Genomic DNA, 19,403 nt, shown 5'->3' with positions numbered 1-19,403 from the left:
CATCCGCTATTTCCGCGTGGCGGCGGATTTCGGTGATGCGGACGGGTGACCTCGCGGCAGCCGGGGTGGCGGAAAGAGGCGCGAGTTCGCGGCCAGGCCGCGCACCCCTCCAGCGCGCACGGGCTTGTTGTCCCGGGATGGGTCGGTAAGTTGCGAGGCATTCAACGTCTGAAACGACAGGTGATCGTGATGCCGCCGACCGAGGACCCTGCCAAGCCGATCGTCATCAGCGCCCCGGAACCGCGCACGCTAAAGCTGATCTTCCGGCCAGAGGCGCTTGAGCAGTTGCACGATCGCTACGACATCCGCGAGTGCCCGGCATCCGACATCGCCCGGCTGGACTCGGACGTACTCGGCGCGGCGCGCTACCTCATCGGTCAACCGGCGCTGTCCGAGGACACGACCGACCGGATGAGCGCGCTGCGCTGCATTTTCAACGTCGAGGGTAATTTCACCGGCAACCTGCCCTACGAGAGCCTGTTCCGGCGCGGCATCCACGTCGTCACACCCAACTCGGTCTTCGCGCTGCCCGTGGCTGAACTGGGGCTTGCGCTGGCGCTCGACCTGCTGCGCGGCGTCAGCGAGGCCGATGCCGCATTCCGCGCGGGAACCGAAACCTGGGGGCTGGAGAGCAACCGGCGCGCCCGCCTGCTGAGCGGCGCGGAGGTCGGGCTGATCGGGTTCGGCAACCTCGGACGGACCCTGTTCCGGCTGCTCGAACCCTTCAACGTGCGGGCGCGCATCCATGATCCCTGGTTGCCGCCCTCGGTGATTGCCGCGGCAGGTGCCGACCCGGCGTCTCTCGAAACGGTGCTGGCGCAGAGCGACGTGGTCTTCGTGGTGGCCGGGATCACCAGCGAAAACGCGGGTATGATCGGCCAGGAGGCTTTCGCCTCGATGCGCGAGGGCAGCGCCTTCATCCTGCTCAGCCGGGCCGAAGCGGTCGACTTCGATGCGCTGATGGACGCCGTACGGTCGGGACGCCTCAGCGCCGCATCGGACGTCTTTCCCGCCGAACCGATGCCGGCCGACCACCCGGTGCGGACCCTCGACGGGATGATCCGCTCGGCGCATCGCGCCGGCGCGCTGGAGCAGGCCTTTTTCTTGATGGGCGACTATCTTCTGGAAGACATGTCGCTACTCGACCGAGGCCTTCCGCCGCTGCGCTGCAGCCGGGCCGAGCGCGAGACAGTGTCGCGCCTTCAGTCCAAGATGGTCTCGGTCAACTAAGTCGGCGGATCGATCCGAACGCGCTCTGGCGAGCGTAGACGGCGGCATTCCTCTCGGATCGCTTCATCAGCAGGGAAAACGGCAGCTTTTAGGAAGCCATAGATGAAGGCAGTGCTTTTTGAGACATTCAAGGCGGCGCCCCGCGTCGTCGACGTCGACGACCCGTTGCCGGACCGGCACGGCGTTGTGCTGAAGGTCGGCGCCACCGGCGTTTGCCGCAGCGACTGGCATGGCTGGATGGGGCACGATCCTGACATCACCCTGCCCCATGTCCCAGGCCACGAGATTGCCGGAACGGTGGCGGCGGTCGGCACCGAGGTGCGCAACTGGAAGCCCGGAGATCGCGTCACGGTGCCGTTCGTCGGTGGCTGCGGAGCCTGCCCGGAATGCCATGCGGGCCACCAGCAGGTCTGCCACAACCAGTTCCAGCCCGGCTTCACCCACTGGGGATCTTACGCCGAATACGTCGCCATCCACCATGCCGACCTGAACCTCGTCAGGCTGCCCGAAGACATGGACTTTGCCGCTGCCGCCAGCCTCGGCTGCCGCTTCGCGACCTCATTCCGGGCGGTGGTGGATCAGGGCAAGGCCCTGCCCGGCGAATGGGTGGCGGTGCACGGCTGCGGCGGTGTCGGCCTTTCGGCGGTGATGATCGCAAGCGCCCTGGGCGCCAATGTCGTGGCCGTCGATATCGATCCGGTCAAGCTGTTGTTGGCGCGAGACTTCGGCGCGGTCGCGACAGTTCACGCGGGCGACGCCGGGGACGTGTCGGAAGCCGTGATCGACCTGACCGGCGGTGGCGCGCATGTCTCGCTCGACGCGCTCGGCCACCCCGATACCTGCGCAAACTCGATCCGCAACCTGCGCCGACGCGGGCGGCACGTGCAGGTCGGGCTGATGCTCGCCGAGCATGCGACGCCGGCCGTGCCAATGGCACAGGTCGTCGCGCACGAGCTCGAGATCTACGGCAGCCACGGCATGCAGGCGCATCGATATGGCGCCATGCTGGACATGGTGCGAAGCGGAAAGCTCGATCCCTCCAGGCTGGTCGGCAACCGCATAACACTTGCCGAGGCCGGCGCGGCATTGATGGCCATGGACCGGTTCCAGTCGGTCGGCGCGACCGTCATCACCGAGTTCTGACTCTACAGCACGCAAACGGGCGGCGCATCCAGTCGCCGCCCGTTCGTCGATCGCGCTGTGATCGCGTTCGCTGCAGACCGCCTATGCGGCCTTGGTTGCAGCCGGGTCCCAGGCGAACTTCTGGAACGGCTTGTCGACCGGGGTCTCGGCGAAGTGATTGGTGTAATTCGACATGATCTTCTGCGCGTAGCCGAGGATCACGTCGAGCACGCTGCGCCGCGTGAAACCGGCATCGAGGAAAGCCTGCACGGCGGCATCATCCACGACGCCTCGGTCGCGCACGATTTTCAGCGTGAAGTCGCGCAGAGCTTCGAGTTTCGCATCAGGCAGCGGCGTCCCGTCGCGTAGCGCGTCGATGATCGCGTCATCGACCTTCATCGACTTGGCGATGCCGGTATGAGCCGGAACGCAGTAATGGCAATTGTTCTCGACGTTGATGGTCTGCCAGACGACCGTCAGTTCCTCGGGATTGAAGTGGGTTTCCTGAAACAGCTTGTGCAACTGCTGGTACCCTTCGAGCATCTGCGGGCTTTCGGCCATGACAGCGTGCAGGCTGGGGATCATCCCGAACGCCGCCTCGGATTTCGCCAGAAGCGGCTTGGAGGCTTCGGGTGCGGTCTGAGCGGTATGCAAAGTGAATTCGGTCATATCTGGTCTCCGGCTGATTTCGTACGGGCTGCATGCCCGCCGTGCCATCCGACCTATGCGCTTTGAGTGATCGCTCAAGATCCGGCTTTGAGCCTTCACTCAAACGTGAGGCCTGTCAACTTGGCGAGACAATCGCATGAACGCTGCGTATATACCGATCATGCAACGCGCCCGGCCATATGATCGCAACCTCGCCCTCGATGCCGCCATGACCTTGTTCTGGCGCAAGGGATATCACGCGACGTCGCTGAAAGACCTGGAGCAGGCCCTGCACATGAAACCGGGCAGCATCTATGCCGCATTCCAGAGCAAGGAGGCGCTATATCTCGCGGCGCTGGAACGGTATTTCGGGCTGACGCAAGCATCGCTCGAGTCCTTCATCGCGAAAGCGGCCTCGCCTCTGTCGGCGCTGGCGGATTTTCTTCGCTCGTTCGGACGGCCCGATCCGGGACAGGCGGCCTATGCCTGCATGATCGTCAAATCGATGCTCGATACCAGCGAACAGGACAGCATGATTGCCCGTGCGGCGCACGATTACCTCGACCGCATGAACACCGAAATCACCGGCATCTTTCGAGAGGCGCAGCGTCTTGGCGAGTTGTCCGCGTCCGCCGATCCAGATCATCTGGCGCGGCGCTATATGCTGAACGTGACCGCCTTGCGGATCGAAGCGCAACGCGTCGGCCTGACCGACGAACTGGCCGCCTTGGCCGACGAAATGGCCGACGAGATCGAAGCGCTCAGACAGACTGCCTGATCGCACGCTCACTTGGGGGTCGCTCACGCTGGCCATTTGAACAGTCAGAGATACAGCGCAGCCGGGCGCAAGCGCCTCAAGGCGACACGCGCCCGTCGTGCAAGTCGCCTCGGGATCGCCGGAATCAGGAACCGGTCACAACACCTCGCCACCGTCGATGACCAGTGCAAGCCCGGTCACGAAGCTCGACCGGTCCGAGGCAAGGTAGACGATGCCCTCGGCAATCTCGTCCGTGCTCGCCCAGCGCCCCATCGGGATGGTGTCGGAGACGTAAGCTTCCAGCGCGCCGCGCCCGCCCATCTGCTGTTCGAACCCTGCGTTGAAGGGCGTATCGACGAACCCCGGGCAGAGCGCGTTGAAGCGGATGTTTTCGCGCGCGTAGTCGGCGGCCATCTGTTTTACCATCGCCACGGCGGCGTGTTTCGTCGTGGCGTAGCTCACCATGCCGCGATCGTATTGGCAGCCCGAATTCGAGGCGGTGACGATCACCGACCCGCCGCCCTGCCCGCGCATCACCGGGATCGCGGCCCGCGCCAGCACGAAATGCGCCCGCACGTTAAGCGACCAGGCTGCATCCATATCGTTGGCGGAAACATCTTCGGCCCGCCCCGCGATCTGGATGCCGGCATGGCTGTGCAGCACGTCAAGGCGGCCGTGCTCGGTCGCTACCCGCGCGACCTCGGCCTCGGCGGCGGCATCTTCGCGGACGTCGAGCGCGCGGGCCTCCCCGCGCCCGCCGGCCTTGCGGATCATGTCCAGCGTCTCCTCGGCAAGCTCCGCGCTCAGATCGGTGGCGATCACGTGCGCCCCCTCGCGCGCCATGGCGATGGCTCCGGCGCGGCCAATTCCCGATCCCGCCGCTGTCACCAGCGCGATGCGATCCTGAAGCATCCTTGTCTCCCAGTCAGAAGGTCATTTTTGTGTCCGGCCGCCCCGCCTCAACAGAAGCTGCGCGACGATCAGGATCGTCAGCGAGGCCAGCATCACCATCGTGCCGATGGCATTGATCTCGGGTGTCACCCCGCGGCGGATCGACGAGAACACGTAGATCGGCAGGGTCGTCTCCGCGCCCGCGACGAAAAAGGCGATGATGAAGTCGTCGAAGCTGAAGGTGAACGCCAGCAGAAAGCCCGCAAGGATCGCCGGAACGAGCTGCGGGAACGTCACCTGCCAGAAGGTCGCCAGCGGTCCGGCCCCGAGATCGTTGGAGGCTTCGATCAGCGCGGCGTCGAGCGTCTCCATTCGCCCGCGCACCAGCAGGACCACCAGCGACATAGTGAAAAGACCGTGCGCCCCGATCAGCGATCCGGTGCCCAGCGAGAGTGTCCAGCCGGTGACGGTCTCGAGCCAGGGATTCACGATGTCGAAGACCGTGACCAGCGCAATCAGCGTGGCGATGCCGATCACGATGCCGGGGATCATCACCGCGATCTGCACCAGAAGGTCGAAGACCCGGCGCATCCGCCCTTTCATGCCGGTCAGTGCCAGCGCCGCCATCGTGCCGACGACCGTCGCCAGCAGGGCGGAAAAGAAGGCGACCCGCACCGAGGTCCAGAGCGCCTCCATCACGAAGGGGTTGCTCAGCGCGCGCCCGTACCACGCGGTCGAGAACCCGTCGAACGAGGTCGCCGAGCGCCCCGCCGAGAGCGAGAACAATGCAATGATCCCGATGGGCAAATAAAGAAAGACGTAGACGGCGGTGGCGTAGAGTCTCATGGGCGTCTCACATCAGGGCGACGTCTTCGCGCGCCGCCGAAAACCGTTTCAGCGCGCGGGTGAAGAGGCTCACCGCGATCAGCATGATCACCACCAGCGCCACCGCCACGGCAGAACCGAAGGCCCAGTTGCGCGACTGCAGGAAGAGATCAACCAGCGCGTTGCCGACGAAAAAGACCTTGCCGCCGCCGAGGATCGCGGGGATCAGGAATTCGCCCATCAGCAGGATGAAGACCAGCATCGACCCGGTCAGCACGCCCGGCATCGAGAGCGGCAGCGTGATCTGCAGAAAGCTGCGCCACGGTGGCGTGCCGAGATCGGCGGCGGCCTCCAGCAGGCGCTTGTCGAGTTTTTCCAGCGCCACGTAGATCGGGAAGACCATCAGCGGCAAATAGCCGTAGACGATGCCCACAAGCACCGCGAATGGCGTGTTGATCAGGCGGACGTCGTCGATGCCGATGCTTTCCAGCAGGGCCGGAATGCCCTTGCCGCCCAGCAGGAATATCCAGGCGTAGGACCGGATCAGGATCGAGGTCCAGAACGGCACGATGACCAGCACCAGCAGTGTCGTCTTCCAGCGCTCCGAGACGCGGAAGGCGAGAAAATAGGCCAGCGGGTAGGCGATGAGCAAAGCCGCGATGGTACCGAATGGCGCCAGCGTCATCGTGTTGCGGAAGGCCGCGAACCGTGCCGGAAGGTTGGCGTAATTGTCGAAGCTGAAGCCGGGGGCGTAACCGCCCACGGCGTTCCTTTCCCCGAACGAGAATATCAGGACGACGGCCAGCGGCAGCAGCAGCAGGGCCGCATACCACAGGCCCGCAGGCGTCAGCAAAAGCGCCCGGGCGCGTGTCTGCGATGCGGCCATCGTCCCTGTTCTCCGGTCAGGCCGACTTGAAGCGGGCCATCAGTTCGGCCCGGTTCGGATCGGTCAGCGTCACCGCGGCGCCGAACTCCAGCGGGTCGAGCGCCTCGGCCGCCGGGTAGAGGATCGGGTCGTTCAGCAGCTCTTCGGACAGCAGGTCGTTGGTGCGCTTGTCGGCCACCGGGTAGCCATGCGCCATCGCTTCCTTGGCGTTGACCTGCGGGTCGAGCAGGAAGTTGATCAGCGCATAGGCCGCCTCGCGATGCGGCGCGTCCTTCGGGATCGCATAGTAGTCCGACCAGATCTCGCCGCCTTCCTTGCCGAGCGCGAAACCGATCTCGGGCATGTCGGCGTTCATCTGCTTGCCGTCGCCGGTCCAGCACATGGTCAGCCAGGCATCGCCGTTACGCATCGCGGGCTGGTAATCCGAGGAGATTGCGAAGAGGTGCGGCTTGACGTCGATCAGCAGTTTCTCCGCGTCGGCCAGTTCCGCGGGGTCGACCGAGTTGAAGCTGTGCCCGAAGTAGACCAGCGCGTTGCCGATCGTGGTGAGCTGGTAGTCATGCACCATCGCGCGCCCGTCGAACTGGTCGCGCGCGCCGTCGAAGAAGCTTTTCCAGCTGTCGACCACGCCGCCGGTCTTGTCGGAATTGAAGGCGATGCCGGTGGTGCCCCAGTTCTTTGGAACCGCGTAGACGGTGCCGTCGATCGTGCCCGCGTCGGCGAAGCGCGGGTCGAAGGCCGAGGCGTCGTAATTCGGGATCTTGCTGAGGTCGAGCGGTTCGATCAGGTCGGCCTCGACATAGGTCGGCACGGCGTAGTTGGTCGGCACGAACACGTCCCAGCCCGAGCCGCCGGCCTGAATCTTGGCGAGCATCTCCTCGTTCGAGCCGAACACGTTGACCTGCGTGAAGGCACCGGTGGCGTCGGTGAAGGCGTCGAAATTGGCCGCGTCGTGGTAGTTGGGCCAGGTCGCCAGCACCACGCGGTCGCCGATGTCCTGTGCCCGGGCCTGGCCCGGCATCATCGCCGGCAGGCCGCCGCCCATCACGGCCATCGCCGTGCCAAGCCCGGTCACCCCGAGAAAGTGCCGGCGCGTGACCGATCCCTTCTGGTAGCGCCGGAGTTCCTCGACGAATTTCTTGCGCGAAATCGGCTGATTGTCATCTGTCATTGCTGGTTTCCCCTGTTGAAGATCTTCAGTCGTCCGAGGTCAGGACCAGGCCCGCCCCCGGCTCCCACAGAACGTGAACCTCAGCGCCCACGTCATGCCCGCCCGTCGCTCTGTCGGCTTGTCGCGGAACGTTGACCTGCAGCGCGCCGATACCTTCATGGCGCAGCAGGTATTCGGTGTGATCGCCCAGAAATGTGCGATGCGTGACCCTTGCGGGCAGCATTGCCGCACCTTCGGGTGCGATCGCGTCAGATGCCGCGAGCCGCAGCGCTTCGGGACGCACAGCCACGGCAACCGCGCGACGCTGCTCGTCGGGCATGCAGACGACGCGGGCGGCGTCGCCGCCCGGCAGCCGGATCACGGCTGCATCGCCCGTGACGCGTTCGACCTCGGCTTCGATGACGTTGGCCTTGCCGACAAAATCGGCGACGTAACGCGTGCGCGGCCGGTCGTAGAGATCCTGAGGGGTTCCGATCTGCGCGATCCGGCCCTTGCCCATGATGCAGATTCGGTCGGACATCGACAGCGCCTCTTCCTGGTCGTGGGTGACCAGGACGAAAGTGATCCCGAGGCTGCGTTGCAGATCGAGCAGCTCGCGCTGCATTTCGCCGCGCAGCTTGGCGTCGAGCGCGGCCATCGGTTCGTCCAAAAGCAGCAGCTTTGGTTCGTTGATGATCGCCCGGGCCAGCGCGACACGCTGCTGCTGGCCGCCGGAAAGCTCCCAGATCCGCCGCTCTGTGAAGGCGTCGAGCCGCACGGTCGCAAGCGATCTGGCGACCTTTTCCGCGATCTCGGCCCTGGGCAGGCGCGGGCGCCGCTGGCGCAGACCGTAGCCCACGTTCTCGGCGACCGTCATGTGCGGGAACAGCGCGTAGTGCTGAAACACCATGTTCACCGGCCGTCGGTGTGCCGGGATGCCGCTCACGTCCTGACCGTCAATGAGGACCTGACCGCTCGTGGGGGCTTCGAACCCGGCCAGCATCCGAAGCGCGGTGGTCTTGCCGCAGCCCGAGGGCCCGAGGAACGACAGGAACTCGCCGCGCCGGACACGCAGGGTCATGCGGTCGGCGGCCAGCACATCGCCGAAGCGTTTCGTGGCGTCCACGAATTCGGCCACGGCCTCCTTCGGAGCCACCTCCTGCATGCGGTCTGCACCCGTCTCCGTCATCTTCGATCCCGCGTCGACATATCCGTCCAGCATGTCGAGTCTCTTTGTTGTTGTTTTGGAAGGCGTATGCCGTAATCTGGAAAAACGGTAAGAAAAATGCGTTCAGATGTATATACCACAAAGGGCATAGATGAGTCAGAAGCTTCCCCTCGGGCACTGGGCCCCTTTTGCCGCGCGTGCCGTGGAAACGATCGGCGCATCGCGGTTTCCCAAAGCGCTGACCGATGCGTTGCGCGCCGTCGTGCCGTTCGAGTTCACGGTGATCTTCGGCTATCACGGGGACGCGCGACCCATTGATATCTATGACGATTTCCCGGCAGCGAAGCGAAAGGTGATGGTCGACGACTACCAGGAAGGGCCGTACCTGCTGGACCCGTTCTACCTGAATTCCGTGGCGCCGACGACGTCGCGCCTGGTGCGATTGCGCGACCTTGCACCGGACCGGTTCTATCAGGCCGAGTATTTTCGGAATTACTACGTGCAGACCGGACTTGCCGAAGAAATAGGCTTTATCGTCGATGTCGGCGACACCGTGAGCGTCGTGATCTCGGCGATGCGCGAAGAGAAGGTGTTCTCGGCCCGCGAGTTCCGCGATCTCGATGCGGTATTTCCCTTCGTAGCGGCCTGTGCACGCCGACACTGGTCGGGGCTGCGCGCGGAATTCTCCGATGCGCCAACATCGCAGCGTCCGCGCCTGCCGGAATTGATCGACGGCGCGTTCCAGAGCTTCGGGCGACACCTGCTGACCGCGCGCGAGGCGGAAGTGGTGGAATACCTGCTCAAGGGTTACTCGGCCGAGGCGACCGGCAAGTCACTGGGCATCTCGACCGGCACCGTCCGCATTCACCGCCGCAACATCTACGCCAAGCTGCGCGTCGGCTCGCAGGGCGAGCTGTTTTCGAGCTTCATCTCCGCCCTGGCGGAAATGGAATGACGTTGGGCGGCGCGACCCGGAACCTGCGTCCGGGCCGCGCGCGCGGTCTTATTGCAGCGACTCGCGAATCTCCGCGACCTCGTCGGCCGCGAACTGGCCTTCGGTCACCACTTCGCCATCGACGATCTGCCACAGGCGGAACGGTCCGCTGATGTCGCCGAATTCGTCGAAGGCGACGTTGCCGATGACCCCTTCATATCGGATCGGCTCGCCCTTCTCGATCAGATCGAGCGCCTTGGCGAATTCCTCCGGTCCCGCGTAGATCGGCGTTCCTTCCGGGTCGAGGATGGCCCGGATCGAATCGCGGATCGCGTCGGCCGAGGCTTCGCCCGCCTTGGCAATCGCCAGACCGACGATGGCCCCGGCGTCGTAGGACCGGTCCGCCGCGGGCGCGGACGGTTCGATGCCGTCCGAAAACGCGGCGTAGTTGTCGTAGAAATACTTGGTCGATTCCGTCTCTTCGGTGCCCGACGAGGTGCCGCGCGCACCTTCGAGATACTGCGCGCCCACCGCCTCGATGAAATCGGTCGAGTTCATGCCGTCGTTGAGCAGGTATTTCTGCGGACCGCCCTGGCTTACCCAGGTCCGCGCGATGGTGGCGCCGTCGACCGGATAGCTGATGAGATAAAGTGCCTCGGGGGATCCGTCGAGCGCCGCGGTCACTTCCGCCGAGTAATTCGGCTGGTTTTCGTTGTAGGGCGTCGTCGACGTAATCGTACCGCCCATCTTTTCATAGGCGCTCGAGAACTCGCGCATCATGTTGACGCCGAAGTCGTTGTTGACGTGGATGATGGCAAGGTTGTCGAGGCCGGAGTCCATCGCGTACTTCGCCGCCGCCACGCCCTGAAGCGCGTCGGAGGTGATGGTGCGGAAGAAATAGCCGCCGGTCTTGCCGTCGCGCCCAAGCTGGGTCAGCGTCGGGGAGGACGAGGCCGGCGAGACCTGCACCACGCCCGCGTCGGCGGTCACCGAAGTCAGGATCGGGATCGACACGGACGAGATGATGCCGCCGATGATCACGGGCACCTCCTTGATGTTGACCAGCTGGGTCGCCTGGTCGACGGCGACATTGCCCTGGCTCTGGCTGTCGCGGGTGTCGGTGACGAGGTTGCAGCCAAGCACGCCGCCGGCCTCGTTGAGGTCGCGGAACGCCATTTCCACGGACTTGGCGCCGGCCTGCCCGTAGGCCCCCGCGGGGCCCGTCAACTCCATAACCATGCCGACCGTGATCTCGCAATCCTGGGCTTGGGCCGCAACGGCCCCGGCGGACAGGATCGTCGCCGCAAGCAGGGAAGTCTTCCAATGTCTCATTTCAGGTCTCCTTGTTGGGATGCGGCGGTTTCGCCGTCGTTTCGATCGCTATTGCGCGATCCAGGTTTCTTGCAGGTGGCGCCAGACGACACCCTCGGGCGCGTCGGGGTCGGGGCTGAACAGCGCGGTCGAGCGGCGCGCCGTGGTGCGGCTGTCGATGGACTGCCGTTCAATATAGACGACAAGGATGAGGTTGTCCGACAGGCGGCGAACCGTCTCGACCTCTATGTCGATTTCGAAAACACCGTCGATGCGCCCTTCGGCGGCGCGGATCATGGCTATGACCGCGTCGGCATCCTGCGCCTCTCCCTCCGGGCCGATGCGCTGCATGTCGGGGGCGAAGGCTTGCGCCGCGCGTTGCATCTCGTCCTTCGACGCCCGCCCGGTGAACCACGCCACGAAGAAATCGTGGCGTGCACGGATTTCGGCCTCGGCGGCGGCGGAAAGGTCTGCCATCAATGCGCCTCGGTGTTGAGGTTGTACTTCATGATCGATCCGTGCGGGCCGGTCCTGTCCCGCTCGACCGAGTAGACATCGCCCGGGACCGGGTGCCCACGGGCAAGCACCGCGTCGATTTCCGCACGATCGCTGTCGTCGAGTTCGATGTCGGGGATCGCGATGTTGCGATCCAGATGCGCGCGGTTGCGCGCCCCGACGATCACCGCCGCGACACCCGGACGGTCGAGCACGACCCGGCTTGCCACCGACGCGATGTCCGATCCGCGCCGACGCGCGACCCTGTCCAGCGCGGCAAGCAGTTCCTGGAACAGGGCCCAGCCGCCGAACTCGTCGACGATGAGCTTGTACTTGACCAGCGAACGGTTTTCGAGCGGCTCGACGGGCTCCGGTGCACCGAGCCAGCGTTCCGAGAACAACCCGCCCGCGACGGTGCCGTAGCACAGGAACTGCACGTCGTGCGCGCGCGCGACGTCGACCATGCGGCGCCCCGGACGGTCGTCGATCAACGAGTACTGCGCCTGCATGGAGACCAGCGGCACCCCGGCATCGAGCATCCGCAGCAGCTGCGTGGTGTCGAAGTTCGTGCCGCCGATGTTGCGGATCTTTCCGGCAGCGCGCAGCTCGGCGAGCCAGAGCGCCACCTCGACCTGGCGGTCCACGCTGTAGTCCCACCAGTGGAACTGCACGAGGTCGAGCGCGTCCGTACGCAGGCGCTTCAGCGAGGTGTCGATCGCCGCCTCTAGGGCCGGCTTGTCGATGGTGGCAAGCCGGGTCAGGTCCGGCACGCACTTCGTATGCACCTTGATCTTCGTCAGCGCCTCGGCACCACGCTGTCGTTCGTACTCGCCGCGGAACGCGCCGATCAGCTCTTCGACACCGGTGTAGATGTCGGCGCAGTCGAAGGTCGTGATGCCGGCATCGGCAAAGGCGATCATGTCCTCGATGCTGGTCCGCGTGTCGATCTCCCCGTGACCACCGGCAAGCTGCCAGCCGCCCTTGATGACACGCGAAATCCTGTGGCCCTCGGCGAGATCGGCGTAATGCATCAGGTCTCCTTCGGCGGCATTGGAACCGCGGTGGTCTGCCCGTGATCGAATGTGCGCAGCCCGAGCCGGATGATGCGCAGCCGCGACGGGCAATTGGGATCGGGACAGGCGATCTCGGAGTCGGTCGACATCCAGTCGGCGGGGTCGGTCTTGCGTTGCTTGGCGGCCAGCAGCGGCAGGACCGAGGCCAGCGAATAGATCGAGATGCCCTGCCCAGGCGGAAGATGCAGCATCTCGCCGCGCAATTCGAAGTAATCGCCGATCTGCGCCCCGCACCAGATCCTGGCTCCCTCCGGCGCCACGACCTCGACGCGCAGGTCCCAGAGTTCGAAGATCTCGGCCCGACCGCTCATGCCTGGGCGCCCTCCATCGCTTCCCAGACCTCCGGTCCGGCGCGGTCGAGGATGGCGAATGCTTGCAGGATGTCGGCCTCAAGCTCGCCCGCCACACGCTCGGGGTCGCGCGACCGCAACCCTTCGAGGATGCCGCGATGGTGCAAGGTGGCGGCGGCATCGGTCAGCGGGCGGTGCAGACGGGCCGCGGCCCGCACGTAGGGCCCAGCCTGCATCCAGAGGCTTTCCACGAAAGGCAACAGCACCGCCGACCCCGCTTGTTCGTAGAGCGCGAAATGAAACGCATGGTTGAGATCGGTCACCGAGCGGTAGTCTCCCGCCGCTTCGTAGTCGACGGTCAGCGACTCGAGTCTCTGAAGGTCGTCTGGGCGCAGGACCAGTGTGGCCCGGGCGGCCAGATCGCGTTCGATGAGGGTTCTGGACCGGGCGATATCCCGTGCCTTGTCACGGCTCAGCATGGGTACGCGCACGCGCCGGTTCGGCATCGTTTCGAGCGCGCGCTCGGACACCAGACGCGCCAGCGCCTCGCGCACCGGCATCGAACTGACCGACATGCGTTTGGCAATGTCGCCGGGCAGGAACACCTCTCCGGCCTCGAAGGCGCCGCGGATCAGGGCGTCGCGCAGGTAGTTGTAAATTCGGTCCTGTACGGTCTCGCGCCCGATCGGTGCAAGCGAGTCCAGCCCGTCGCCGTCCGCTGCCGTCATCCGATTGGAGCGCATGCCCAATGTCCTGCCCCGCCATTCAGCCAGAAGTCAGCTTTACTTTAGGTCGCCAGCATGCTTCTGTAAATGATAATTGATTGTTGATCAACTTCTGGCGGCGAGATGACAAAGCCACCTTCCCTGCTCAACGTGACGTCGGTTGACAAGGCCTACGGCGGGCTTCGCGTGGTGCAGGACATGTCGCTGAACCTCGCGAGCGGCGAGGTGCTGGGCGTCATCGGGCCGAACGGCGCGGGCAAGAGCACGCTCTTCAACCTGATCGCCGGGGCCGTTCCGGTCGACAGCGGAACCATCACCCTCGGCGATGCCGACCTCACACGCGCCTCGGCGCAGCAGCGGCTAAGGCACGGGTTGGCCCGAAGTTTCCAGATCCCGCGGCCTTTTCCGCGCATGACGGTGCTCGAGAATGTGATGACCGGCGCGCAGGACCAGGCCGGAGAGGCACCCTGGGCCGCGCTTCTGAGACCGTCCACGGTCGCGCGGCAGGAGCGCGCGAATGCAGAACGGGCGCGCGAGCTTCTCGACTTCGTCAACCTGTCGCATCTCGAGGACCAGCCTGCGGCGGTGCTCTCGGGCGGCCAGCGCAAGCTTCTGGAACTGGCCCGCGTGCTGATGACCGGCCCGCGCGTCATCCTTCTGGACGAACCGGCGGCAGGCGTGAACCCGGCGCTTCTCGACACCATCATGGACCGGATCGAGGCCATCAACGCGCAAGGCATCGCGGTGCTGCTGATCGAGCACAACATGGAGATGATCGCCCGTCTCTGCCCGCGCGTTATCGTTATGGCGATGGGCTCCGAACTGGCGCAAGGATCACCAGCGGAAGTGTCGCGACGCGCCGACGTCATCGAGGCCTACCTCGAAGGGATGCCGGCATGACGGCGCTGCGGGTCACCGATATCCACGCCGCCTACGACCCGGACCTGATGATCGTGAAAGGCATCTCCTTTGCGGTGGCCGCCGGGGAGAGCCTCGCGATCCTCGGGCCGAACGGGGCCGGCAAGTCGACACTGATCAAGGCCATCGCGGGCCTCACGCCGGTCACCGAGGGTACCGTCGTGCTGGCAGGCAAGAATGTCAGCGGCCTTTCGCCCCACCACCTCGTGCGCAGCGGGCTGGGGTTCGTGCCCCAGACCGACAACGTCTTCACGCGCCTCAGCATTCGCGAGAACCTGCAGATCGCGGCAGAGCTTCTGCCCAAAGGCCGCCGTGCCGCGCGGATCGACGCGATGCTGGAGATGTTTCCCGACCTTGGCCGGAGGCCGTCCGAACGGGCCGGCGCGCTGTCCGGCGGGCAGCGCCAGATGCTGGCCGCTGCGCGGGCGCTGCTGACTGAGCCGGAGGTCCTGATCCTCGACGAGCCTTCCGCCGGCCTGTCCCCGAAGCTGGTCGGACAGGTTTTCGACACGCTCGGTGCAATCTCGCGATCCGGCGTCACGCTGATCGTGGTCGAGCAGAACGTGCGCGCGGCCCTGGCGCTGGCAGAGCGCGCCCTCGTGCTGGTCGAGGGTCGGGTGGCACATGACGGGCCGAGCGGCGAACTCGTCGACGGCCGCAAGCTCGGCGCGCTGTTTCTGGGGCACCGGCAGGCGGAGGCGCCGGCATGAACCCGCAGATCCTGATGGACGGACTGATCTCGGGCGCCACCATCGGCCTTGGGGCCATCGGCCTCACGCTCACCTATTCGATCCTGCGCTTCGCCAATTTCACCCATGGCGACTTTCTCGCCTGGGGCGCCTACCTGACCCTGACGGTGGTGGCCGGGCTGGGCGGTCTGTTCGCAGGGCTCGGCGCCGGCCATCCGCTTGGCCCGTTCAGCTTCGGCTGGGACCTGCCGCTTGCGATGCTTGGCGGCGCGGCCCTGACTGTTCTTCTGGCGCTGGGGCTCGACCGGGTGCTTTTCGGGCGGCTGCGGGCGCGCGGCGCGGATATCATCATCATCGTCATGGCCAGTTTCGGCGCATCGATGGCGTTGCGGTCGGGTCTCGAGTTCATCTTCACGGCGCAGCCCACCTATTTCACCGACGCCCTGCAAATCGCCCGCCCCATCGGCGCCGGCATCCGGGCCACTCCCGACCAGCTTCTGGTGATTGCATTAACGGCGCTGCTGGTCGTCGGGCTGAATCTGCTGCTCACCCGCACGGCAATCGGTCGCGCGATGCGCGCGGTCAGCGAAAACCCCGGACTGGGCGAGGTCTACGGCATTGACGTGCGCGGTGTTGTCCGGATCACCTGGATCATCGGTGCCGGGCTTGCGACAGTGGCCGGAGTGATGGCCGGCCTGCTGGTTCAGATCCGGCCCTACATGGGGTTCGATCTGCTCTTGCCGCTTTTTGCGGCGGCCATCCTCGGCGGGATCGGATCGATCCCCGGCGCCATGCTCGGCGGGCTGATCATCGGGCTTGCCGAGGCAGCGACCGTGCAGGTCTTTGGCGCGGAATGGCGCGCCGCGGTGGGCTTTGTCGTGCTGGTGCTGGTCCTGCTGCTGCGGCCGCAGGGCCTGTTCGGGCAGGAGCGGGCCTGATGGAATACCTCGCCTATGCCGCCTTTTTCCTGACCATCGCGCTGAGCTACGCGATCATCTGCCTTGGCCTCAACGTGCAATGGGGACAGACCGGTCTTTTCAATGTCGGTGTCGCCGGCTTCGTCGGGCTCGGCGCCTATACCTCGGCCATTCTCACCTCGCCAGCCTCGGATCAGCTTCTGGGCGGGTTCGGCTTGCCGATCGCGCTGGGTTGGGTCGCCGCCGTGATCGCAGGCATGCTGCTCGCCTGCGCTGTCGCGCTGTTGACGCTGCGGATGCGCGCCGACTATCTCGCGATCACCACCTTCGGCATCGCCGTGGCGCTGCAACTGGTGTTCCAGAACGCCGAAGCGCTGACCGGCGGCGTCTTCGGGCTGAGCTTCATCCCGCGGCCCTTCGCCGGTCTGCGCGGCAATAGCCTTGCCTTCAACCTCGCCTACCTTGCGCTGACCGCCGCCGTGGTCCTTGGCATCTACCTACTGCTACAGCACCTGACGCGCAGCCCCTGGGGCCGGGTCCTTCGAGGCATCCGCGAGGACGAGGTCGCGGCACAGGCTCTTGGCAAGAACCCGGTCACGCTGCGGCTGCAGGCTTTCGCGCTCGGCGGCGGTATCATGGCGCTGGCGGGCGCGGTGCAGGCGCATTTCATCGGCTTCATCGCGCCCGCCAACTACCTGCCGATGGTGACTTTCCAGGTCTGGGCAATGCTCATCGTCGGCGGGTCAGGCAACAACGCCGGCGCGATATTGGGTGCTGTGCTGGTCTGGGCGATCTGGGCGCTTTCGGGCGGTGTGATCGCCGAGGTCTTCCCGCCCGACCAGCAGGCCCGCGCCGCCTCGCTGCAGATCGTGCTGATCGGCGTGATGCTCTGTCTCATCCTGCTCTGGCGTCCGCAGGGCCTCCTGCCGGAACCGGGCAGCGTTTCCCGTCACCTCGGCCGCCAGTCCCAAGCCACGGCCATGCCCCCAAAGGACGCAAGCCATGAAACCTGACCGCACCGACCTTGCCGAGGGGCTTTCAATCAGCCGGATCGTCACCGGGCTTTGGCAGGTCGCAGACCTCGAGAAGGACGGCGGCGATCTGCCCGTGGCGGATGCGGCGCAAGCGCTTGGCGACTACGCCGAGGCAGGCTTCGACACCTTCGACATGGCAGATCACTATGGCAGCGCGGAACTCATTGCCGGCGAGATGCTGCGCAACTGGCGCGGACAGAAGGCCCCGGCCTGCTTTACCAAATGGTGCCCCGAGCCCGGGCCGATGACGGCCGAGGTGGTGCGGCGCGGTGTCGAGGAACGGCTTTCCAGGCTCGGCGTCGACCGCGTGGATCTGCTGCAGTTTCACTGGTGGAGCTTCGAGCATCCGGGCTGGCTCGACGCGCTGCACGAACTGGCGAACCTGCGCGAAAAGGGCCTGATCCGCGAGATCGGCGTGACCAACTTCGACGCGGCGCATCTTGCGCTGGCGCTGGCGGACGGCATTCCGCTGCGCGCGAACCAGGTGTCCTTCTCGCTGGTCGATCGCAGGGCCGGCGGAGCACTGTCGGAGCTTTGCGAAAAGACCGGTGTGCGTCTGCTTGCCTACGGCACGCTCTGCGGCGGTTTCCTGTCGGAGAAATGGCTCGGCAAGCCGCGGCCCGACGCCCCGGCGGACTGGAGCGGCGCGAAATACCTGCGGTTCATCGATACTGCCGGCGGCTGGGACGCTTTCCAGGCACTGCTTGCGGCGGTCGCGGAGATCGCGCGCAAGCACGGCGTGTCTGTGTCCAACGTGGCGACGCGCTGGGTTCTGGAACATCCGTCGGTTGCCGGCGTGATCGTCGGCGCACGGCTCGGCCGGTCCGAACACCGGGCAGACAACCTGAACCTGTTCCGGCTGGCGCTGGACGATGCGGACCGCGCCCGAATGGCGGCGGCTTTCGAAAGCATGCAGATGATCCCGGGCGACTGCGGGGACGAGTATCGCAAACCGCCGTTCCTGACCGCGTCGGGCGATCTGAGCCATCATCTCTCGGAGTTGCCCAAGACCATGAAAGCCGTTCCAGATCCCGACACGCCCGAGCGCGCCCGGGTTTTTTCGGGATCGGAGTGGGAGCCGATTGCGGGCTATTGCCGCGCGGTGCGGGATGGAGACCGGGTTCTCGTGTCCGGGACCACCGCGACGCACGGGACAAACCGCACCGTGGCACCCGGCGACGCCGGGGCGCAAACGACCTACATCCTCGACAAGATCGCGGCGGCGCTGTCGGCGCTCGACGCGCAGCCGCTCGACATCCTGCGGACCCGCATGTACCTGCGCGGGCCCGAGGATGTCGAACCGGCAGCCCGCGCGCACGGCCGGTTCTTCTCGGCCACGCCACCGGCCAACACGACCTTCCTGGTCGGTGACCTGATCGGTGATTTCCGGGTCGAGATCGAGGCCGAAGCGGTCGTCCGGCGACGCTGAGCCGCCCAGACTGGCGGGCACGCGCCGCGGATCAGTCGTTTTCGGGATCGAGAAGGCGGCTGACGAAAAGATCTCCGCGGTCGCCCGCGCCGCGGCGCTCGAGATAATCTTGCAAGCCGCGGACGATGTCTGCCGCCGGCCGATCCTGATCCTCCAACAGCGCCGCGGCATAGCGCAGATCCTTGGCGGCATTGCGGACCGTGAACCGGCTGCCGTCGAAGTTGCCCTCCAACGCAGGACCCACCGACTTTTCCAGCGTGCCCGAGCGCGCGGCCCCGCTGCACATCGCGTCGTAAAGCGCCTGCCAGTCGACGCCCAGTTGGCGCGCGGCCCCGAAAGCTTCCGCCAGCAGGATCATCGTGCCCTGGGACACGAGGTTGTTGAGCAGCTTGGCGGAATGCCCGGTTCCGGGCGCGCCGAAGCGGCGGACGACCTTCGAATAGTGCCCGGTCAGGGCCTCGACCTCGGGCCAGTCCGTCTCGGCGCACCCGACCAGCGAGGCAAGCGTGCCGGCCTCGGCTTCCGGAGGCCCGCCGGTCACCGGCGCGTCGGCAAAGCGGATTCCCGCGTCCTTCATCCGACGGGCGACATCCCGCGTCACCGCAGGGTCCGAGGTCGTGGTATCGATCCAGAGGCCGCCGGGCCTGAAATGCGCCAGAACGTCCGGCACCAGAGCGGCCACGGTGTCTGCGTTGGGCAGGCAGCTGAAGAGAACATCGGAGGTGCCGAGCAGGTCCGCGACGTCCCGCGCCTCGCTGCCGCCTCTCTCGAGCAGCCGTTCGATCCCCGCGCGATTGCGATGGGCCACGGCGGCGACCGGCAGGCCCGCTCGGCGCAGGCAAAGTGCCATGCCAGTGCCCATGTGGCCAAGGCCGACACATCCGATCCGGGGTTCGGTTGAAGTCATTGTA

At 65.8% G+C, this 19,403-nt stretch carries 21 protein-coding genes; 9 read left to right on the top strand and 12 right to left on the bottom strand.

What is annotated here, in order from left to right; translation table 11 throughout:
• The first annotated feature begins 189 nt into the window (after nt 1-189).
• Together R5H30_RS18585 and R5H30_RS18580 are read left to right on the top strand one after the other, a co-directional pair.
• Complete coding sequence (locus R5H30_RS18585) at nt 190-1,230, top strand: hydroxyacid dehydrogenase (RefSeq protein ID WP_318330118.1); 1,041 nt, start codon at nt 190-192, stop codon at nt 1,228-1,230.
• Between the two features lie 102 nt (nt 1,231-1,332).
• Complete coding sequence (locus R5H30_RS18580; protein ID WP_318330117.1) at nt 1,333-2,373, top strand: zinc-dependent alcohol dehydrogenase family protein; 1,041 nt, start codon at nt 1,333-1,335, stop codon at nt 2,371-2,373.
• Nucleotides 2,374-2,454: 81 nt separating this feature from the next.
• Here the strand turns inward: R5H30_RS18580 and R5H30_RS18575 are convergent, their stop codons facing one another.
• Nucleotides 2,455-3,021 (bottom strand): carboxymuconolactone decarboxylase family protein, encoded by a 567-nt coding sequence (locus R5H30_RS18575; protein WP_318330116.1) that lies wholly within the window; start codon nt 3,019-3,021, stop codon nt 2,455-2,457.
• A 136-nt stretch (nt 3,022-3,157) separates the two neighbouring features.
• Between R5H30_RS18575 and R5H30_RS18570 the strand changes: the two genes are divergently transcribed.
• Nucleotides 3,158-3,778, top strand: a complete 621-nt coding sequence (locus R5H30_RS18570; protein ID WP_318330115.1) for a TetR/AcrR family transcriptional regulator — start codon at nt 3,158-3,160, stop codon at nt 3,776-3,778.
• A 135-nt stretch (nt 3,779-3,913) separates the two neighbouring features.
• Here R5H30_RS18570 and R5H30_RS18565 read toward each other — a convergent pair whose 3' ends face one another.
• The 5 genes from R5H30_RS18565 to R5H30_RS18545 are packed head-to-tail and all read right to left on the bottom strand — an operon-like array spanning nt 3,914 to nt 8,674.
• A complete protein-coding gene (locus tag R5H30_RS18565; RefSeq protein ID WP_318330114.1) occupies nt 3,914-4,669 on the bottom strand; it encodes an SDR family NAD(P)-dependent oxidoreductase in 756 nt (251 codons plus the stop codon).
• Nucleotides 4,670-4,690: 21 nt separating this feature from the next.
• Nucleotides 4,691-5,494: an ABC transporter permease gene (locus R5H30_RS18560; protein WP_318330113.1), complete on the bottom strand. Its 804-nt coding sequence runs from the start codon at nt 5,492-5,494 to the stop codon at nt 4,691-4,693.
• A gap of 7 nt (nt 5,495-5,501) precedes the next feature.
• The gene (locus R5H30_RS18555) at nt 5,502-6,359 is read right to left on the bottom strand and encodes an ABC transporter permease (protein ID WP_318330112.1); all 858 of its coding nucleotides are present in this window, start codon (nt 6,357-6,359) and stop codon (nt 5,502-5,504) included.
• Nucleotides 6,360-6,375: 16 nt separating this feature from the next.
• Nucleotides 6,376-7,530, bottom strand: coding sequence for an ABC transporter substrate-binding protein (locus R5H30_RS18550; protein WP_318330111.1), 1,155 nt, complete (start codon nt 7,528-7,530; stop codon nt 6,376-6,378).
• A gap of 25 nt (nt 7,531-7,555) precedes the next feature.
• Nucleotides 7,556-8,674, bottom strand: a complete 1,119-nt coding sequence (locus tag R5H30_RS18545) for an ABC transporter ATP-binding protein (protein WP_318330186.1) — start codon at nt 8,672-8,674, stop codon at nt 7,556-7,558.
• A gap of 154 nt (nt 8,675-8,828) precedes the next feature.
• Between R5H30_RS18545 and R5H30_RS18540 the strand changes: the two genes are divergently transcribed.
• Nucleotides 8,829-9,632, top strand: coding sequence for a helix-turn-helix transcriptional regulator (locus R5H30_RS18540; protein WP_318330110.1), 804 nt, complete (start codon nt 8,829-8,831; stop codon nt 9,630-9,632).
• A gap of 48 nt (nt 9,633-9,680) precedes the next feature.
• Here the strand turns inward: R5H30_RS18540 and R5H30_RS18535 are convergent, their stop codons facing one another.
• From R5H30_RS18535 to R5H30_RS18515, 5 genes are read right to left on the bottom strand one after another with little or no spacing between them, the layout of a single operon-like run.
• Nucleotides 9,681-10,943, bottom strand: coding sequence for an ABC transporter substrate-binding protein (locus R5H30_RS18535; protein ID WP_318330109.1), 1,263 nt, complete (start codon nt 10,941-10,943; stop codon nt 9,681-9,683).
• Nucleotides 10,944-10,991: 48 nt separating this feature from the next.
• Complete coding sequence (locus R5H30_RS18530; protein ID WP_318330108.1) at nt 10,992-11,399, bottom strand: hypothetical protein; 408 nt, start codon at nt 11,397-11,399, stop codon at nt 10,992-10,994.
• Nucleotides 11,399-12,448, bottom strand: coding sequence for an aldo/keto reductase (locus R5H30_RS18525; protein ID WP_318330106.1), 1,050 nt, complete (start codon nt 12,446-12,448; stop codon nt 11,399-11,401). Before R5H30_RS18525 ends, R5H30_RS18530 begins: the two co-directional genes overlap by 1 nt.
• Nucleotides 12,448-12,801, bottom strand: a complete 354-nt coding sequence (locus R5H30_RS18520) for a TIGR04076 family protein (protein WP_318330104.1) — start codon at nt 12,799-12,801, stop codon at nt 12,448-12,450. Before R5H30_RS18520 ends, R5H30_RS18525 begins: the two co-directional genes overlap by 1 nt.
• Nucleotides 12,798-13,523, bottom strand: coding sequence for a GntR family transcriptional regulator (locus tag R5H30_RS18515; protein ID WP_318330102.1), 726 nt, complete (start codon nt 13,521-13,523; stop codon nt 12,798-12,800). Before R5H30_RS18515 ends, R5H30_RS18520 begins: the two co-directional genes overlap by 4 nt.
• Nucleotides 13,524-13,628: 105 nt before the next feature.
• Between R5H30_RS18515 and R5H30_RS18510 the strand changes: the two genes are divergently transcribed.
• The 5 genes from R5H30_RS18510 to R5H30_RS18490 are packed head-to-tail and all read left to right on the top strand — an operon-like array spanning nt 13,629 to nt 18,492.
• Nucleotides 13,629-14,405 carry an ABC transporter ATP-binding protein gene (locus R5H30_RS18510; RefSeq protein ID WP_318330100.1) on the top strand — a complete coding sequence of 259 codons (777 nt, stop codon included), beginning with the start codon at nt 13,629-13,631 and terminating at the stop codon, nt 14,403-14,405.
• Nucleotides 14,402-15,133, top strand: coding sequence for an ABC transporter ATP-binding protein (locus tag R5H30_RS18505; RefSeq protein WP_318330098.1), 732 nt, complete (start codon nt 14,402-14,404; stop codon nt 15,131-15,133). The genes R5H30_RS18510 and R5H30_RS18505 overlap by 4 nt, the downstream gene beginning before the upstream one ends.
• Nucleotides 15,130-16,050, top strand: coding sequence for a branched-chain amino acid ABC transporter permease (locus R5H30_RS18500; RefSeq protein ID WP_318330096.1), 921 nt, complete (start codon nt 15,130-15,132; stop codon nt 16,048-16,050). The genes R5H30_RS18505 and R5H30_RS18500 overlap by 4 nt, the downstream gene beginning before the upstream one ends.
• Entirely contained in the window at nt 16,050-17,042 is a 993-nt protein-coding gene (locus R5H30_RS18495) for a branched-chain amino acid ABC transporter permease (protein WP_318330094.1), read from the top strand. Before R5H30_RS18500 ends, R5H30_RS18495 begins: the two co-directional genes overlap by 1 nt.
• Nucleotides 17,032-18,492: an aldo/keto reductase gene (locus R5H30_RS18490; protein ID WP_318330092.1), complete on the top strand. Its 1,461-nt coding sequence runs from the start codon at nt 17,032-17,034 to the stop codon at nt 18,490-18,492. The genes R5H30_RS18495 and R5H30_RS18490 overlap by 11 nt, the downstream gene beginning before the upstream one ends.
• Nucleotides 18,493-18,523: 31 nt before the next feature.
• Here R5H30_RS18490 and R5H30_RS18485 read toward each other — a convergent pair whose 3' ends face one another.
• Nucleotides 18,524-19,399 (bottom strand): NAD(P)-dependent oxidoreductase, encoded by an 876-nt coding sequence (locus tag R5H30_RS18485; RefSeq protein WP_318330091.1) that lies wholly within the window; start codon nt 19,397-19,399, stop codon nt 18,524-18,526.
• Nucleotides 19,400-19,403: the final 4 nt, after the last annotated feature.

The sequence above is a fragment of the Roseobacter sp. FCG-D35 genome, assembly GCF_033436665.1.
Taxonomy (GTDB): Bacteria; Pseudomonadota; Alphaproteobacteria; order Rhodobacterales; family Rhodobacteraceae; genus JAWQFO01.
The sequence above is the reverse complement of the archived record's forward strand: the minus strand, read 5'-3'. Positions and strand labels throughout refer to the sequence as shown.

Bases quoted from the DNA above. Each gene is read 5' to 3' on its own strand.
- R5H30_RS18585 (WP_318330118.1), top strand. From the start codon at position 190: ATGCCGCCGACCGAGGACCCTGCCAAGCCGATCGTCATCAGCGCCCCG.
- R5H30_RS18580 (WP_318330117.1), top strand. From the start codon at position 1,333: ATGAAGGCAGTGCTTTTTGAGACATTCAAGGCGGCGCCCCGCGTCGTC.
- R5H30_RS18575 (WP_318330116.1), bottom strand. From the start codon at position 3,021: ATGACCGAATTCACTTTGCATACCGCTCAGACCGCACCCGAAGCCTCC.
- R5H30_RS18570 (WP_318330115.1), top strand. From the start codon at position 3,158: ATGAACGCTGCGTATATACCGATCATGCAACGCGCCCGGCCATATGAT.
- R5H30_RS18565 (WP_318330114.1), bottom strand. From the start codon at position 4,669: ATGCTTCAGGATCGCATCGCGCTGGTGACAGCGGCGGGATCGGGAATT.
- R5H30_RS18560 (WP_318330113.1), bottom strand. From the start codon at position 5,494: ATGAGACTCTACGCCACCGCCGTCTACGTCTTTCTTTATTTGCCCATC.
- R5H30_RS18555 (WP_318330112.1), bottom strand. From the start codon at position 6,359: ATGGCCGCATCGCAGACACGCGCCCGGGCGCTTTTGCTGACGCCTGCG.
- R5H30_RS18550 (WP_318330111.1), bottom strand. From the start codon at position 7,530: ATGACAGATGACAATCAGCCGATTTCGCGCAAGAAATTCGTCGAGGAA.
- R5H30_RS18545 (WP_318330186.1), bottom strand. From the start codon at position 8,674: ATGCAGGAGGTGGCTCCGAAGGAGGCCGTGGCCGAATTCGTGGACGCC.
- R5H30_RS18540 (WP_318330110.1), top strand. From the start codon at position 8,829: ATGAGTCAGAAGCTTCCCCTCGGGCACTGGGCCCCTTTTGCCGCGCGT.
- R5H30_RS18535 (WP_318330109.1), bottom strand. From the start codon at position 10,943: ATGAGACATTGGAAGACTTCCCTGCTTGCGGCGACGATCCTGTCCGCC.
- R5H30_RS18530 (WP_318330108.1), bottom strand. From the start codon at position 11,399: ATGGCAGACCTTTCCGCCGCCGCCGAGGCCGAAATCCGTGCACGCCAC.
- R5H30_RS18525 (WP_318330106.1), bottom strand. From the start codon at position 12,448: ATGCATTACGCCGATCTCGCCGAGGGCCACAGGATTTCGCGTGTCATC.
- R5H30_RS18520 (WP_318330104.1), bottom strand. From the start codon at position 12,801: ATGAGCGGTCGGGCCGAGATCTTCGAACTCTGGGACCTGCGCGTCGAG.
- R5H30_RS18515 (WP_318330102.1), bottom strand. From the start codon at position 13,523: ATGCGCTCCAATCGGATGACGGCAGCGGACGGCGACGGGCTGGACTCG.
- R5H30_RS18510 (WP_318330100.1), top strand. From the start codon at position 13,629: ATGACAAAGCCACCTTCCCTGCTCAACGTGACGTCGGTTGACAAGGCC.
- R5H30_RS18505 (WP_318330098.1), top strand. From the start codon at position 14,402: ATGACGGCGCTGCGGGTCACCGATATCCACGCCGCCTACGACCCGGAC.
- R5H30_RS18500 (WP_318330096.1), top strand. From the start codon at position 15,130: ATGAACCCGCAGATCCTGATGGACGGACTGATCTCGGGCGCCACCATC.
- R5H30_RS18495 (WP_318330094.1), top strand. From the start codon at position 16,050: ATGGAATACCTCGCCTATGCCGCCTTTTTCCTGACCATCGCGCTGAGC.
- R5H30_RS18490 (WP_318330092.1), top strand. From the start codon at position 17,032: ATGAAACCTGACCGCACCGACCTTGCCGAGGGGCTTTCAATCAGCCGG.
- R5H30_RS18485 (WP_318330091.1), bottom strand. From the start codon at position 19,399: ATGACTTCAACCGAACCCCGGATCGGATGTGTCGGCCTTGGCCACATG.